Origin of the sequence: Sphaerisporangium aureirubrum (assembly GCF_042658925.1) — a bacterium.
GTDB classification, from domain to species: Bacteria; Actinomycetota; Actinomycetes; order Streptosporangiales; family Streptosporangiaceae; genus Sphaerisporangium; species Sphaerisporangium aureirubrum.
This window is the reverse complement of record NZ_JBHSRF010000125.1, coordinates 1-15778: the sequence shown is the minus strand read 5'-3', so window position 1 is coordinate 15778 and position 15778 is coordinate 1. Positions and strand designations below refer to the sequence as shown.

At 72.6% G+C, this 15778-nt stretch carries 10 protein-coding genes; 6 read left to right on the top strand and 4 right to left on the bottom strand.

Annotated features, from left to right (window positions below):
- Positions 1–1651 precede the first annotated feature (1651 nt).
- The 6 genes from ACFP1K_RS39270 to dapB all read left to right on the top strand — a co-directional run bounded on the left by ACFP1K_RS39270 (position 1652) and on the right by dapB (position 10237).
- Positions 1652–2641 (top strand): pyridoxal-phosphate dependent enzyme, encoded by a 990-nt coding sequence (locus tag ACFP1K_RS39270; RefSeq protein WP_380763336.1) that lies wholly within the window; start codon positions 1652–1654, stop codon positions 2639–2641.
- A gap of 1313 nt (positions 2642–3954) precedes the next feature.
- Positions 3955–4911, top strand: a complete 957-nt coding sequence (locus ACFP1K_RS39265; RefSeq protein ID WP_380763334.1) for a bifunctional riboflavin kinase/FAD synthetase — start codon at positions 3955–3957, stop codon at positions 4909–4911.
- Positions 4912–5081: 170 nt separating this feature from the next.
- On the top strand, positions 5082–5351 hold the full coding sequence (gene rpsO, locus ACFP1K_RS39260; protein WP_380763332.1) for a 30S ribosomal protein S15: 270 nt from the start codon (positions 5082–5084) through the stop codon (positions 5349–5351).
- 431 nt (positions 5352–5782) lie between these two features.
- A complete protein-coding gene (locus ACFP1K_RS39255) occupies positions 5783–8119 on the top strand; it encodes a polyribonucleotide nucleotidyltransferase (protein ID WP_380763330.1) in 2337 nt (778 codons plus the stop codon).
- Positions 8116–9426 carry a M16 family metallopeptidase gene (locus tag ACFP1K_RS39250; RefSeq protein WP_380763328.1) on the top strand — a complete coding sequence of 437 codons (1311 nt, stop codon included), beginning with the start codon at positions 8116–8118 and terminating at the stop codon, positions 9424–9426. Before ACFP1K_RS39255 ends, ACFP1K_RS39250 begins: the two co-directional genes overlap by 4 nt.
- 73 nt (positions 9427–9499) lie before the next feature.
- Entirely contained in the window at positions 9500–10237 is a 738-nt protein-coding gene (gene dapB, locus ACFP1K_RS39245) for a 4-hydroxy-tetrahydrodipicolinate reductase (RefSeq protein WP_380763326.1), read from the top strand.
- A gap of 9 nt (positions 10238–10246) precedes the next feature.
- Here the strand turns inward: dapB and ACFP1K_RS39240 are convergent, their stop codons facing one another.
- The 4 genes from ACFP1K_RS39240 to ACFP1K_RS39225 form a co-directional block, all read right to left on the bottom strand.
- The gene (locus ACFP1K_RS39240) at positions 10247–11116 is read right to left on the bottom strand and encodes a 1,4-dihydroxy-2-naphthoate polyprenyltransferase (RefSeq protein ID WP_380763338.1); all 870 of its coding nucleotides are present in this window, start codon (positions 11114–11116) and stop codon (positions 10247–10249) included.
- 83 nt (positions 11117–11199) lie between these two features.
- Entirely contained in the window at positions 11200–11835 is a 636-nt protein-coding gene (locus ACFP1K_RS39235; protein ID WP_380763324.1) for a GNAT family N-acetyltransferase, read from the bottom strand.
- 567 nt (positions 11836–12402) lie between these two features.
- Positions 12403–12960 (bottom strand): CGNR zinc finger domain-containing protein, encoded by a 558-nt coding sequence (locus tag ACFP1K_RS39230; protein WP_380763322.1) that lies wholly within the window; start codon positions 12958–12960, stop codon positions 12403–12405.
- 496 nt (positions 12961–13456) lie between these two features.
- Positions 13457–14881 carry an aminotransferase-like domain-containing protein gene (locus ACFP1K_RS39225; protein ID WP_380763320.1) on the bottom strand — a complete coding sequence of 475 codons (1425 nt, stop codon included), beginning with the start codon at positions 14879–14881 and terminating at the stop codon, positions 13457–13459.
- Between the last annotated feature and the right edge of the window lie 897 nt (positions 14882–15778).

Sequence of the window (15778 nt, the reverse complement as noted above, 5' to 3'; positions counted from 1 at the left end):
CCCTGATCAGCCCCCTGATCAGCCCCCTGATCGGCCCCCTGATCGGCCCCCTGATCAGCCCCCTGATCAGCCCACTGATCGGCCCCCTGATCGGCTTGATGATCGGACCGGGTGACCGGTTTGGTGACCGGCTTGGTGACCGGCTTGGACCTGCTTGGACCGGCTTGGTGACCGGGACCTGGCTCGTCCGGCGAGGGGACCGTCCGGCGAGGGGACCGTCCGGCGATGGGGCCGTCCGGTCTCGCCCGTCGGCTGTTCTTCGGCGCCGGTACGGCGGGTCGTGGTGCGGCGAATCCGGCGCCGCCGTACGACGAACAACCCGGCGTGTGCGCGGCGCCGGTGAAATGGTCCTTGCGGGAGGCCGCGCTCCGCGCGAAGGGGGCAAGGGCTGTGCTCGTGCGGGGGGCACCCCCGCGCCCCCGGGTCCTGCCGGGCTCATGGTGCTCCACCGCGACGCGTCCCGCCGGGTCGGTGTCCCGCCGTATGACGGCGCCGTGTTCGCCGTCCACCCTCCCGCCGACCCGGCGCCGGGTTAGACGAACCTGACGAGGCGACGGGGCTCCGGGGGCGCCGCCGTACGGCGGACAACCCGCGCGTGTGCGGGGCCAGTGAAATGGTCCTCGCGCAGGCCGCGCTCCGCGCGGAAAGGCGCGAGGGCTGTCCTCATGCGGGGGACACCCCCTGGTGCTTGGGCCCTCTGGCCTCCCTGGCCTCCCTGGCCTCCCCCTCCCGGGCCCTCGCGCCCCCGGGTCTGCCGGGTTCACGGTGCCCCGTCACGGTGCGTTCCGGGCCATGACCGACATCCCGATCCACGCTCCCAGACCCGGCGCCGCAGCCCCGCCCCTACGGCGGGCAACCCCTGGTGTGCGTCACCGGTGAAATGGTCCTGGCGAAGGGACCCGCTCCCGTGCGGATGGCCGCGAGGGTTGTTCACGTGCGGAGGGCACCCCCGCACCCACGGGGCCTGCCCGTTTCGCGCCCCTGCCCGGTCGATCGCCGTAAGACGGCGCCGGATTCGCCGCACCACATCCCGCCGTACCGGTGCCGGCGCACAGACTCCTCGGAGGACGACGAGGACGGGACCGTACGGCGGGACGTGCAGCCGAGTCGGGGAGCTTGGACGAGACCGGTGGGAGTGGATCGGCCGGTGGGGATGAATCGGGCCGGTGGGTGTGGACTGGGCCGGTGAGCGTGGACCAGGGCTGACGGGCATGGATCGGACTGGCGGGCTGGATTGGGTCGGCAGGCATGGATTGGGCCGCTGGGTGTGGACTGGACCAGTGGGGTGTGGACCGGGCTGGTAGGTGTAGACCGGGCTGGTGGGCATGGATCGGACCGGTGGGTGTGGACCGGACCAGCGGGTGTGGACCGGACCAGCGGGTGTGGACCGGACCAGCGGGTGTGGGCGAGATCGGCGGGCGGGATCGGACTGGTGGGCGTGGGCGAGATCGGCGGGCGTGGGCCGGAACGTGGTGAGGTGGGGGACTGTGGGGGCGGCACTAGGGTGGTCGCGTTCTCGTGGTTTTCGGGAGGGGCTTCGATGGGTGGCGGGCTTCCGGAATATGTCTGTGGTTGTGGGCGGTCGTATTCGCCTACGGCGGACCGTTGGCGGTGTGACTGTGGTGGGTTGCTCGACCTTGCTTCCTTTTCGATGAAATTCGACCCGAGGGCGGGGGAGGACACGCTGTGGCGGTATGCCGACGCGCTCGCCGTGCCGGACCTGGGGCTCACGCTCGGGGAGGGCAGGACGCCGCTGATCCGGGCGTCGGCGGAGGGGGAGGACGGGCTGCTGCTCAAGGTGGAGTACGCCTCTCCGACCGGTTCGTTCAAGGACCGGGGAGCGGTGACGCTGATCACGCTGGCCCGGCTGCTGGGCGCCGAGCGGGTGGTGGCCGACAGCAGCGGTAACGCGGGAACGGCGATGGCGGCGTACGCGGCCAGAGCGGGCCTGCGGGCCGAGATCTTCGTGCCGGGGGGCACCAGCGGGAAGAAGCTGGAGCAGATCCTGGGCCACGGCGCCGAGGTCGTGGTGGTCGAGGGCTCCCGCGAGGACACCGCCGAAGCCGCCGCCGCCCGGGTCAAGGAGACCGGCGCCTTCTACGCCAGCCACGTGTACAACCCGTTCTTCCACGACGGCGTCAAAACTTACGCCCTGGAGATCTTCGAACGGCTGGGCGCCGCCCCGGCCACCCTGGTCCTGCCCGCAGGCAACGGCACCCTTGTCATCGGCGCCCACCTAGGCTTCACCGCCCTGCGCGAGGCCGGCCTGGTGGACAGGATCCCCCGCATCGTGGCGGTGCAGGCCGAGCGCTGCGCCCCGGTCGCGGCGGCGTACGCGTCCGGAGCGACCGAGGTCCCCCCGATCCGCCCGGGCCCCACCGCCGCCGAGGGCATAGCCATCGCGGCCCCCGCCCGCGGCCCCCGCATGCTGGAGATCGTCCGCGAGACCGGCGGCATGGTCATCACCGTCTCGGAGGACGAGATCGCCGCCGCCCACGCCACCCTGGCCGCCCGCGGCCTGTGGGTGGAACCCACCGGCGCCGTCGCCTACGCCGCCGCCCGCCGCCCCATGCCCGGCACCGCCCCCGGCGAGATCGTCGTGGCCCCCCTCTGCGGCTCCGGCCTCAAAGCCTCCCTGTAGCGGGCCCGCCGCACGCCCCAGCTCGGCGACGAGACCCGAAGCTCCGGCGCGGAGCCGAATCGGGGCACCGGCAGGGCAGGGTCCGGAAGGCGTCGCCGGGAGCACGGTGAGCCCGGCAGGCCCCAGGCGGGGGCGTGGGAGGTGTTCCCGCGCATGAGAACAGCCCTCGCGGCCTCCCGCGCGAAGCGCGCCCCTCCCGCGAGGACCATTTCACCGGCCCCGCACACGCGCCAGGTTGTCCGCCGTAAGGTGGCGCGGCCGGAGTCCCGTCGCCTCGTCGGGATTGACTTACCCGGCGGCGGGTCGGCGGAAGGTTGGACGGCGAACACGGCGCCGTCCTACGGCGGGACACCGGCCCGACGGAACACGTCGAGGTGGAGCACCATGAGCCCGGCAGGCCCCGGGGGCTGGGGTGTCCCGCGCACAAGCAGAGCCCTCGCGCCTTTCCGCGCGGAGCGCGGCCTGCGTGAGGACCATTTCACCGGCCCCGTACACGTGCCGGGTTGTCCGCCGTGAGGCGCCGCCGCCGGAGTCCCGTCGCCTCGTCGGGATTGACTTACCCGGCGGCGGGTCGGCGGAAGGTTGGACGGCGAACACGGCGCCGTCCTACGGCGGGACACCGGCCCGACGGAACACGTCGAGGTGGAGCACCATGAGCCCGGCAGGCCCCGGGGGCTGGGGTGTCCCGCGCACAAGCAGAGCCCTCGCGCCTTTCCGCGCGGAGCGCGGCCTGCGTGAGGACCATTTCACCGGCCCCGTACACGTGCCGGGTTGTCCGCCGTGAGGCGCCGCCGCCGGAGTCCCGTCGCCTCGTCGGGATTGACTTACCCGGCGGCGGGACGGCGGGAGGTTGGGCGGCGAATACGGCGCCGTCGTACGGCGGGAGACTGGCCGACGGGACGCGTCGCGGTGGAGCACAATGAGCCCGGCAGGACCCGGGGGCGCGGGTGTCCCCCGCACAGGCACAGCTCTTGCCCCTTTTCGCGCGGAGCGCGGCTCCGAGAGGACCATTTCACCGGCGCCGCGCACGCCACGGGTTGTCCGCCGTACGGCGGCGCCGGATTCGCCGTATCACGACCCGCCGTGCCGGCGCCGAGGAAGTCAGTCGACGGGGCGGGTGGGAGGTGGGGTGGTCGCTTGGGGGTGTCTTTTGGTGGGGGTGGATGTTCGTTTCGGGGAGGGGTCGGTGGCGGGGGGGTCGCCCGTGCCCCTATGGGGCTCGGCTACCCTCGTGCCCGGGGGAGCAACGGACCCGGGCCTCGTGGCAGGCTTGGGGGAGCGAGCGCGACCGTCAGCACAGGAACGAGGTCGAGGTGCAGGGTTGGCACGGACTCGACGACGTGCCCGGGGACTGGGGCAGGTCCGTCGTCACGATCGGGGTGTTCGACGGTGTGCACCGCGGTCACCAGCGCATGGTGGAGCGCGCCGTTTCCATGGCGCACCGTCTCGGAGTGCCCTCGGTGGTGATCACCTTCGACCCGCATCCGGACGAGGTGGTCCGGCCGGGCACGCATCCGCCGAGGCTGACCACGGCCAGGCACCGCACCGAGCTTCTCGGCGCGCTCGGCGTGGACGCGGTCTGCGTGCTGCCGTTCACGCTGGAGTTCTCCCACATGACCCCGGACGAGTTCGTCCAGGCGGTCCTGGTGGACCGGCTGCACGCCGCGGGCGTCGTGGTGGGGGAGAACTTCCGCTTCGGCCACAAGGCCGCGGGCAACGTCGAGACGCTGCGCGAGCTCGGCGAGAAGTACGACTTCGTGGCCGAGGGCGTGCCCCTGGTCAGCAACGGCGAGGCGATCTCCTCCAGCCTGGTCCGTGAGCTGCTCGGCTCCGGTGACGTCGCCGGGGCGGCCGAGGCGCTCGGCCGGCCACACCGGGTGGAAGGCGTGGTGGTGCGCGGTCACCAGCGCGGCCGGGCCCTCCTCGGGTACCCCACGGCCAACGTCGAGTCGCCCACGTTCAGCGCCATCCCCGCCGACGGCGTCTACGCCGGGTGGCTGGAGTGCACGCAGTCCCCCTCGCCCTACGAGGGGGAGCGGTGGCCGGCGGCGATCTCCATCGGCACCAACCCGACCTTCGCCGGCGTCGAGCGCACCGTCGAGGCCTACGCCCTGGACCGCGACGATCTCGACCTGTACGGCGTCCATGTCGTGGTCGACTTCAGCGTGCGCCTGCGCGACACGGTGAAGTTCGACTCCATCGACGCGCTGATCGAGCAGATGCACCGCGACGTGGCCGAGGCGCGCCGCCTCACCGGCGGCTCCGCCTGATCACGGCGAGCGCGAAGCCCTCCCCGGCGGTGGTAGCCTGACGTGTCGGCCCGGTTTCGGCGCGCTGCGCGCTGCCCACCGGCCGGTCACGGCGACTGTAGGCACACACGGTCGTTCGTACGCACCGAGAAATCCGTCCACGTGTGTCCGTAGACAGTAGAAGGAGAGCCGTGTCGCTCGACACCGCCGCCAAGAAGCAGATCATCTCCGAGTACGGCACCGGCGATGGGGACACCGGGTCCCCCGAGGTGCAGGTAGCCCTGCTGAGCAAGCGCATCAGCGAGCTCACCGAGCACCTCAAGACCCACAAGCACGACCACCACAGCCGCCGCGGGCTGCTGCTGCTGGTCGGCCGCCGTCGCCGTCTGCTCAAGTACCTCATGAGCAAGGACATCGAGCGCTACCGCAGCCTCATCGAGCGCCTCGGCCTGCGCCGATAACACACGGCCGATAATGTGAGAGGGAGTGGCCACTCGCCACTCCCTCCCATATCAGGGCAGAGGCCTCCCCGATACGGGCGGGCGGGGGTCGGCGCGTCGCGACGCGTCCGGGCCCGCCGGTGAGCAGACTGGCCTACCAAGACAGACAACTGAACAGCCGAGCAAGTGCCCCGCGTCCGCACAGCACAACTAGCGTCCCCGTGACGCCTGCGGGCCGGTCCTCGGTAGTGGCTTCCGGATGTCGACGGCGTGCGCCGTACAGCCCGGGTGCTTCGATCGAAGACCGGCGCTGCACATGACGGGGAACCGGCCATGGAGCCGGGCACCGACCGGCCGAGCGCGGCGAGTCACGCCGCCCGGCCCGCCGAGTGCCCCAGCGAGTGCGAACAAGCGCACGGACGCGGGCGACCGACCCAAAGAGGAGGTCCCCCGTGGAGGGTGTCCACAGTACAGAGGCCGTGATCGACAACGGTTCCTTCGGCACGCGTACCATCCGGTTCGAGACCGGGCGGCTCGCGCGCCAGGCGGCAGGCAGCGCCGTCGTCTTCCTTGACGACGAGACCATGGTCCTGTCCGCCACCACCGCGTCCAAGCATCCCAAGGAAAGCCTGGACTTCTTCCCGCTCACCGTGGACGTCGAGGAGCGGATGTACGCCGCGGGCCGCATCCCCGGCTCGTTCTTCCGCCGTGAGGGCAGGCCCTCCGAGGACGCCATCCTCACCTGCCGCCTGATCGACCGCCCGCTGCGCCCGTCCTTCGTGAAGGGCCTGCGCAACGAGGTCCAGGTCGTGGCCACCATCATGGCGCTGCACTCCGACCACCTGTACGACGTGGTGGCGATCAACGCCGCCAGCCTGTCGACGCAGCTGGCCGGGCTGCCGTTCTCCGGCCCGATCGGCGGCGTGCGCGTCGCGTTGATCAGCGGCCAGTGGGTGGCGTTCCCGACGCACAGCGAGCTGGAGGGCGCGACCTTCGACATGGTCGTCGCCGGCCGGGTGCTGGACGACGGCGACGTCGCGATCATGATGGTCGAGGCGGAGTCCACCCGTGACACGCTGAAGCTGGTCGCCGACGGCGCGGTCGCGCCCACCGAGGAGACCGTGGCCGAGGGTCTTGAGGCCGCCAAGCCGTTCATCAAGGTCCTGGTCGAGGCGCAGAACAAGATCGCTAAGGTCGCCTCCAAGGAGACCGCGCAGTTCCCGATCTTCCTGGACTACCAGGAGGACGCCTACGACGCCGTCGCCGGCGCCGTCAAGAGCGAGCTCGCCTCCGCCCTCACCATCGCGGGCAAGAAGGAGCGCGAGACCGAGCTGGACCGCCTCAAGGCCCTGGCCCTGGAGAAGGTCGGCCCGGACTTCGAGGGCCGCGAGAAGGAGATCTCCGCCGCGTTCCGCTCGCTCACCAAGCGGCTCATGCGCGAGCGCGTGATCAGCGAGGGCGTCCGCATCGACGGCCGTGGCACCAAGGACATCCGGCAGCTCAGCGCCGAGGTCCACGTGGTGCCGCGGGTGCACGGGTCGGCCCTGTTCGAGCGCGGCGAGACCCAGATCCTGGGCATCACCACGCTCAACATGCTCCGCATGGAGCAGATGATCGACACGCTGAACCCCGAGCGCACCAAGCGCTACATGCACAACTACAACTTCCCGCCCTACTCCACCGGTGAGACCGGCCGCGTGGGCTCGCCCAAGCGCCGCGAGATCGGCCACGGCGCGCTCGCCGAGCGGGCGCTGACCCCGGTGCTGCCGAGCCGCGAGGAGTTCCCGTACGCCATCCGCCAGGTGTCGGAGGCGCTCGGGTCCAACGGCTCGACCAGCATGGGTTCGGTCTGCGCCTCCACCATGGCGCTGCTGGACGCCGGCGTGCCGCTCAAGGAGATGGTCGCGGGCATCGCGATGGGCCTGATCGGCGAGGGCGACCAGTTCGTCACGCTGACCGACATCCTCGGTGCCGAGGACGCCATGGGCGACATGGACTTCAAGGTCGCCGGCACCCGTGACGTCATCACGGCCCTCCAGCTCGACACCAAGCTCGACGGCATCCCCGCGACGGTGCTCGCCGCGGCGCTGAAGCAGGCCAAGGCCGCCCGCCTCGCCATCCTGGACGTGATGCGCGAGGCGATCGACTCCCCGGCGGAGATGAACCCCACCGCGCCGCGGATCATCACGATCAAGGTGCCGGTAGACAAGATCGGCGAGGTCATCGGCCCGAAGGGCAAGATGATCAACCAGATCCAGGACGACACCGGCGCCGAGATCACCATCGAGGACGACGGCACGATCTACATCGGCGCGACCGACGGCCCGTCCGCCGAGGCGGCGCGCAGCACGATCAACTCGATCGCCAACCCGCACATGCCGGAGATCGGCGAGCGCTACCTCGGCACGGTCGTCAAGATCGCGGCCTTCGGCGCGTTCGTCAGCCTGCTCCCCGGCAAGGACGGCCTGCTGCACGTCTCGCAGATCCGCAAGCTGCACGGCGGCAAGCGCATCGAGAACGTCGAGGACGTCATGAACGTCGGCGACAAGGTCCAGGTCGAGATCGCCGAGATCGACGCCCGGGGCAAGCTGTCCCTGGTGCCGGTCGAGGTCATCGAGAAGGAGGGCGCGGCCAAGGCCGAGTCCGGTCCCGACGACGACGGACGCGGCGACGACGAGCCCCGCGAGGAGCGCGCCGAGCGTGGCGACCGCGGCGGGGACCGGGGCGACCGCGGCGACCGCCCGCGCCGCACCCGCACCCGTGGCGGACGGGACGACCGCAACTCGTGACGACCACGACATTGCACCCCGGTAAGGACGGTGCGGGCGTCGTACGCCGCACCGTCCTGCCCGGCGGCCTTCGCGTGGTGACCGAGACCATGCCGACCGTGCGTTCCGTCGCGGTCGGCATGTGGGTCGGCATCGGCTCGCGGGACGAGGCCTCCGAGCACATGGGGGCCACCCACTTCCTGGAACACCTGCTGTTCAAGGGCACTCCCACGCGGGACGCGCTGGAGATCTCCGCGGCCATCGAGGGCATCGGCGGCGAGATCAACGCCTTCACCGCCAAGGAGTACACCTGCTACTACGCGCGGGTGCTCGACGAGGACCTCCCGCTGGCCATCGACGTGCTGTCCGACGTGGTGACCTCCTCGCTGGTCACCGCCGAGGACGTCGAGTCCGAGCGCGGCGTGATCCTCGAAGAGATCGCCATGCACGACGACGACCCTTCCGACGTCGTGCACGAGCAGTTCTCCGCCGAGCTGTACGGCGACGCGGCGCTCGGGCGGCCCATCCTCGGCTCGGTCGAGTCGATCCAGGCGCTGTCCCGTGACCGCATCGCCGAGTACTACCAGAGCTACTACCTGCCGCCGTACACCGTGGTGTCGGTGTGCGGGAACATCTCCCACGAGCGGGTCGTCGAGCTGGTGGCGACGGCCTACGAGCGGGCGGGCGCCCTCGGCGGCCCGGCCGTGCCGCAGCCGCCGCGGCTGACCGGTCCCGGCGCGGCGCCGCGTTCCGGCGTGCGCGTGGTGGACCGGCCGACCGAGCAGGCCAACCTCGTGCTCGGCACCACCGGCCTGTCCCGCACCGACGACCGGCGCTTCGCCCTCGGGGTGCTGAACGCCGCGCTCGGCGGGGGCATGTCGTCCCGGCTGTTCCAGGAGATCCGCGAGAAGCGGGGCCTGGCGTACTCGGCGTACAGCTACACCGCGCAGTACGCCGACACCGGGCAGTTCGGCGTGTACGTCGGCTGCCTGCCCGGCAAGATCGACGACGTGCTCAAGATCTGCCGCGAGGAGCTGAGCCGCGTCGTCGCCGACCGTCTCACCGACGAGGAGATCGCGCGCGGCAAGGGCCAGATGCGCGGCGGCCTGGTGCTCGGCCTGGAGGACACCGGTTCGCGCATGTCACGCATCGGCAAGAGCGAGCTGGTGTACGACACGCTCATGTCGGTGGACGAGGTCCTGGCGCGCATCGACGCGGTCACCCCCGAGGAGATCGACGCCGTGGCCCGGGAGATCCTCGTCCAGCCGATGAGCCTCGCCGTGATCGGCCCGTACGCCGACAAGGACTTCTCCTCGCACATCGCCTGACCCATCTCCGGCACCCGCTGGCGCCCGGCCGGGCCTGGTCCTCGACCACCCCGCCGGGCGCTACGCTTGGGGCGTGATCAGGGTCGGAGTACTGGGCGCCAAGGGGCGCGTGGGTGTCGAGGTGTGCAAGGCCGTCCACGCCGCCGAGGACATGGAGCTGGCGGCGGCGGTCGACGCCGGCGACGACATCGAGACGCTGTCCGCGGCCGAGGTGGTGGTCGACTTCACCCACCCCGGCGTCGTCATGGACAACCTCAAGTGGTGCATCGAGCACGGCGTGCACCCTGTGGTCGGCACCACCGGCTTCGACGCGGCGCGCCTGACGACCGTGCGCGGCTGGCTGGCGGACAACCCCGGGGTGAACGCCCTGATCGCCCCGAACTTCGGCATCGCCGCCGTCCTGATGATGCACTTCGCCCAGCAGGCGGCCCGCTACTTCGACTCCGTCGAGATCATCGAGCTGCACCACCCCAACAAGGCCGACGCCCCCTCCGGCACGGCCCGCCGCACCGCCGAGCTGGTCGCCGAGTCCCGCCGCAAGGCCGGCCTCGGCCCCATGCCCGACGCCACCACCACCGAGCTCCCCGGCGCCCGCGGCGCCGACGTCGAGGGTGTGCGCGTCCACGGCGTGCGCCTCAGTGGCCTGATCGCCCACCAGGAGGTCCTGCTGGGCATGGACGGCGAGACCCTCACCATCCGTCACGACACCATGAACCGCTCGTCGTTCACCCCCGGTGTCCTGCTGGCCGTCCGCCGCGTGCGCGACCTTCCCGGCCTCACCGTCGGCCTGGACCACCTGCTCGATCTCTGACGCCTCGGGTCACAGTGCCAGGCCGACCGCCAGCAGCAGGCCGAAGACCAGCTGGATGCGGCCGGTCTGGCGCAGCGTCGTGACCAGGGGGAAGCCCGTGGCGCCGCCGCGCACCGCCTTCACGGGGGCGAAGGCCAGGGGGAGCGCCAGCAGGGCCAGGGCCGCGAACGGGCGGGCCGGGACGAGCGCCAGGGCCACCAGGAAGGGCAGCAGCAGGCAGGCGGTGTACAGCGCGCGGGTGCGGGTGTCGCCGAGGACGACGGCCAGTGTGCGCTTGCCCGCCGGGCCGTCGGTGGTGATGTCGCGCAGGTTGTTCACCACCAGCAGGGCGCAGGCCAGCAGCCCGACCGGGATCGCCGCCACCACCGGGAGCCACGGCAGGCGCTCCATCTGCACGTACGCCGTGCCCGCCACGGCCACCAGGCCGAAGAAGACGAACACCGAGATCTCGCCCAGCGCCCGGTAGCCATACGGCCGTGAGCCGCCGGTGTAGAACCACGCCGCCGCGATCGACAGCGCCCCCACGGCCAGCAGCCACCACGCCTTGGTCACCACGACCAGCACCAGCCCCGCGACCGCCGCCGCCAGGAAACACCCGAGGGCCGCCGTCAGCACCGCCCGGGGCGAGGCCACCCGCGACCCCACCAGGCGCAGCGGGCCGACCCGCGCCTCATCGGTGCCGCGTACTCCGTCGCTGTAGTCGTTGGCGTAGTTCACCCCGACCTGGAGCAGCAGCGCCACGGCCAGCGCGATGATCGCCCGCCACCAGACGCCGTCCCCGTACGAGACGGCCACGCCGGTCCCCACCGCCACCGGCACCACCGCCGCGGGCAGGGTCCTCGGCCGCGCCCCGGCGACCCACTGACCGGCTGTAGCCACGTTCATCCTCCAAGCCTCATCTCACCCCAAACCGCCCAGCAGGCTAACGGACGGGGCGCCGGGGCCCGCACCTGCGGGTGGGCTCAGCTGATGTCGGTGGTGAGCCGGATCATGCGGATGGGGCGGCCCATGTCGAGGACGCGCTCGGCCTCGTCGGGGGCCCAGCCCGCGGAGGCGAGGAAGCCCGGCATGGCGCCGTCCTCGGCGAAGACCCAGGTGACCACGGTGTCGAAGCCGTCCTCGCGCAGGTGGTCCACGGTGGCGTTGAGCAGGCGGCTGCCGTGGCCGCGCCGGGTGTGGCCGGGGTCGACGAGCAGGGTGAGCAGCTCGGCGGTGGTGCCGGCGTCCAGGTCGGGGTCCTCGGCCGGGGCGTGCGAGGCCAGGCCCACGACGTACTGGGCCTGCGCGCCCTGCGCTGGCTCCGGCAGGGGCGGGAGGTCCAGGTCGTCGCTAGGAAAGGCGCCCGAGCCCACATCCAGGGAACTCAGGGGGTCCAGGGTCTCTACGGCGACCAGGAGCCGGTGGCGGGGCGTCGGGGGCGTCACGACGGCCTCCTCCCACTGGCGCCGCCACAAGGCTTCGGCCGAGGGGCCGGTCATCTGCTCCAGGGGGCCTTCAGGGAGGAACCTGGCGAAGCGGGACTTCCAGGCTCGAATCTGGGTGGCGGTCACTGCCGGGACGTCCTCGCGTCGCGCGACACGCACCCCCACGTCTGCCATCTCGACGACCCCTTTTCTTTTCGGTCTGCCCTCCCCACCGTATCGGGATCCTCCGACGGAGACCGCCGCCTGGTCGGGGAAAGGCTCACAGGGTAGGGCGCGTGCTCTGGCCGCCTGGTCCGCGAAGGGGTCACGAGGGAGGCGCGTGCTCTGGCTGCCTACGGGAAAGCGTCACGGGGTAGGGCGCGTGCTCCGGCTGCCTTATCCGCCAAAGGGTCAACGAGGGAGGCGTGTGCTCCGGCTGCCTGGCCCGGGAAAGGGTCACGAGGGAGGCGTGTGCTCCGGCTGCCTGGCCCGGGAAAGGGTCACGAGGGAGGCGTGTGCTCTGGCCGCCTGGCCCGGGAAAGGGTCACGAGGGAGGCGTGTGCTCTGGCCGCCTGGCCCGGGAAGGCGTCACGGGGTAGGGCGCGCGCTCCGGCAGCCTGGTCCGGAAAGCGTCACGGGGAAGGCGCGTGCTCTGGCCGCCTGGTCCGCGAAGGGGTCACGGGAGGGCGCGAGCTGTGGCTGCCTGGTCCGCGAAGGCGTCACGAGTGGGCATGAGGGTCGGTCGTCTGGTCTGGGAAAGCGTCATGGGTGGGGCACGGGGGCCGGGCGCCGCCTCGCGCGGTAGGCGCGGGTTTTGGTGCGGTTGCCGCATACGCGCATCGAGCACCACGACCGCGACCGGTTCTTGGACAGGTCGATGAACGCCCACTGGCAGGTGTGCTCGGCGCAGACCTTCAGCCGGTCCCACATCCCGTCCGCACGCGCCCCAAGCACGGCCACCGCGATCAGCCCGAGCCCCCGCCGGACCCCTTCCCCGACCGGCTCGGCCCCCGGCACCCCGCCCACCACCGTGACCCGCAACGGCAACGCCGCCAGCGCCCCCTCCAGCCCGGCCGCGTGGTCCCCATCCCCGCCCTCGGCGGCCCCGTCGCCGGCCGAGGGTCCCAGGACGGCGCGCAGCCCCTCGCGGAGGCTCACGGCGAGGGCCCAGTCGTCGTCCCCGGCACGGTCGCCGCCGGAGATGAGGCCGCGCTCGCGCAGCCACACGGCGAGCTCGGCGGGGGAGGCCAGGTCGTCTGCGCCGACCCCGACGACGTAGGTGTTCACGAAGTCACGGAGCAGTACGGCCGGCTCGTCCATGCCCTCACTGTAGGACAGGCCACGGACCCGCCCACCGCCCCTGTGGACAACGCGAACACCGGCGGCCGACGCCGGAGCACCGCGTATTCACCGAGACGGCCCCCGGTGCAGGGCGTGGTCACTGGCATCGGCGCCCCGTGCAGGGCGTGGTCGCTGGTGTCGGCGCCCGGTGTAGGACGGGTGGCCCGGCGTGCGGCGTGGGGACGACGGTGGGCGGCCCGTGCGGCCTGGGCAACGGGGACGGTTCCCGTGTGCGGGGTGGCCACCGGGGTGGCGCGCGGTGTGCGGCGTGGGGACGACGGTGGAGGGCCCGTGCGGCGTGGGGATAACGGTGGGCCCGTGTGCTGTGGGGTGACGGGGGCGGTTCTCCGTGTGGCGTGGTCGCCGGGGTTGGCGCTTGGCGTGGGACAACGGTGGGCGGCCGGTCTGCGTGTGGGCAATGGTGGGCGGTCTATGTGGCTGTGGGCAACGGAGGGTGGTGCCTGGGGGCGGTGGGTCAGTGGGCGGTGGCTGGTGGGGAGGTGGTGCGGTGGTAGGCGGTGGCGAGGCGGCGGACGCCTTCGGTTAGTTCGCCGGTGTGGGCGGTGGCGGTGTGGGTGAGCCTTAGGTGCGGGGCGGGGGGCTCGGCGGGGTGGTACATGGCGCCGGGGCTGACCAGGACGCCCGCTCGCTGGGCGCTCTCCACCAGGGCCGTCTCGTCGGTGTCGCCGGGCAGGCGTACCCACAGGTGCAGCCCGCCGGCGGGGAGGAGACGCACCTGGCCCTCCGGCAGGTGGTGCGCCAGGGCGGCGGCCAGCGCGTCGCGGCGCGGGGTCAGCTCCGCCGTGACGGACGCCCGGTGGCGCCGCCAGGCGGGGGAGGTGAGGAACTCCAGCGCGGTCTCCTGGAGGGGGCGGGGGACGAAGAACGACTCCACGAGCTGCGCGGCCCGCAGCCGCCGCGCGGCCGGGCCCCGGGCGGTCACCCCGGCCACCCGCATGCTCGGCGCGGTGACCTTGCTCAGTGAGTTGACGTGCACGACGGTGCCGTGCGCGTCCCGGGAGATCAGGGACGGCGGCGTGGCGCCCGCGGTGAGGTAGCGGGCGTAGTCGTCCTCGATGACGAACGCGCCCGCCGCGCGGGCCACGGCGAGCACCTGTTCGCGGCGCGCGGGGGGCAGCGTCGCGCCCGTGGGGTTGTGCAGGGTCGGCTGGCAGTAGAACACCCGTGCCCCGGTGACCGCGAACGCCTCCGCCAGCAGGTCGGGCCGCACCCCTTGCTCGTCCACCGGCACCGCCACGGCCCGCAGCCCCGCCGCGCGTGCCGCCGCGAGCGCCCCAGGGTATGTCGGCGTCTCCACCAGCATCGGCTTGCCCGGCCCCGCCAGGGCCCGGAAGGCGTGCGACAGCGCCGACTGCCCGCCGCTCACGACCAGCACGTCCGCCTGCGTGACGTCGCCGCCCGCCTCGGCGGCGAACCAACGCCGCAGCTCGGCCAGGCCGCCGAGCGGCGGGAGCGCCCAGGCGTCCGGCCGCCGCACCGCTCTCGCGGCCGCGCTCCCGAGCGCCTTCTCCGGCCGCAGGACCGGGTGGAGGTAGCCTCCGGTCAGCGCGATCACGCCCTCCGGCGGCGGGCTGAGCAGCGCCGCCACCTCGGAGTCGTCCACGGAACGGTCCTCCAGCGCGACCGTCTGCCAGGAGAAGTCGGCGGCGTCCACCGCCGGCGCCGCCGGGACCGCGGTGACGAACGCCCCGCTCCCCGGCCTGGTGACGATCCGCCCCTCGGCGGTCAGCGCCGCGAGCGCCCGCGACACGGTCACGGGACTGACCCCGTGCCGCCGCGTCAGCTCCCTGGTCGACGGCAGCCTCCCGCCCGCCCCGAGCCGCACGGCCTCCTCCCGGAGGATCGCGGCGACCCGGGCGATACTGCTATCGTCGTTCATGAGAGACAACGATAGCGCTATCGCCCAATTCGGGATATCGGTTCCCCGCCTCCCCCGGGAGGACACGGAGACCCCAGCCCCGCCCGGCGATCACGCGACCCCGCCACCGGCTCCGGCGGACAGGCCGCCGTCACCCCCTTCCGAGACGCCGGCCAACGGCCCCTCCACCTACCCTCCGCCGAGGTCACACCCCGTCCCGGCGGCGCCGCAACCGGGAACACCGGCCGGCGACTCCTCCGCCCACGCCATGCCGGCGGGGACGTGTTCCACCCTGGAGGACGTATCCCGGCCCGGGGCGACGGTCGTGGCTGCCGCGCCGGAAGGACGTTCCGCCGCGGCGGTGATATCCACTGCGGGGGTACCGGCCAATGGTGCCGTGCAGGAAGGGCGTTTCGCTCCGGCGGTGACGTCTACTGCGGAGGCGTCGGCCGGTGGCGCCGTGCCGGGAGATCACGTCGTTCCGGCGGTGGTATCTACTGCGGGGGTGTCGGCCGGTGGCGCCGTGCCGGGAGATCATGTCGTTCCGGCGGTGGTATCTACTGCGGGGGTGTCGGCCGATGGTGCCGTGCCGGGAGGACGTTCCGCCCCGGCCGGGACGTGGTCCAGCCTGGAGGACGGGTCCCGGCCCGAGGTGGCGGTCGTGAATGCCGCACCGGGAGGACGTTCCGTCCCGGCGGTGGTATCCACTGCGGGGGTATCGGCCGATGGTGCTGTGCCGGAAGGGCGTTTCGCTCTGGCGGTGGTGTCTTCTGCGGAGGCGCCGGCCGATGGTGCTGTGTCGGGAGATCGCTTTGTCCGGGCGGGGAGATTTCCTGTGGAGGGGTCGGCCGGTGGGGCTGTGTCGGGAGGAGGTTTTGTCTCGGGGGTGACAGCTCCTGTGGGGGTTTCGGTTGGTGG

What these genes read in the sequence shown, in the direction of transcription:
- ACFP1K_RS39270 (WP_380763336.1), top strand. Translation starts at nt 1,652, where the DNA reads ATGAAATTCGACCCGAGGGCGGGGGAGGACACGCTGTGGCGGTATGCC.
- ACFP1K_RS39225 (WP_380763320.1), bottom strand. Translation starts at nt 14,881, where the DNA reads ATGAACGACGATAGCAGTATCGCCCGGGTCGCCGCGATCCTCCGGGAG.
- ACFP1K_RS39230 (WP_380763322.1), bottom strand. Translation starts at nt 12,960, where the DNA reads ATGGACGAGCCGGCCGTACTGCTCCGTGACTTCGTGAACACCTACGTC.
- ACFP1K_RS39235 (WP_380763324.1), bottom strand. Translation starts at nt 11,835, where the DNA reads ATGGCAGACGTGGGGGTGCGTGTCGCGCGACGCGAGGACGTCCCGGCA.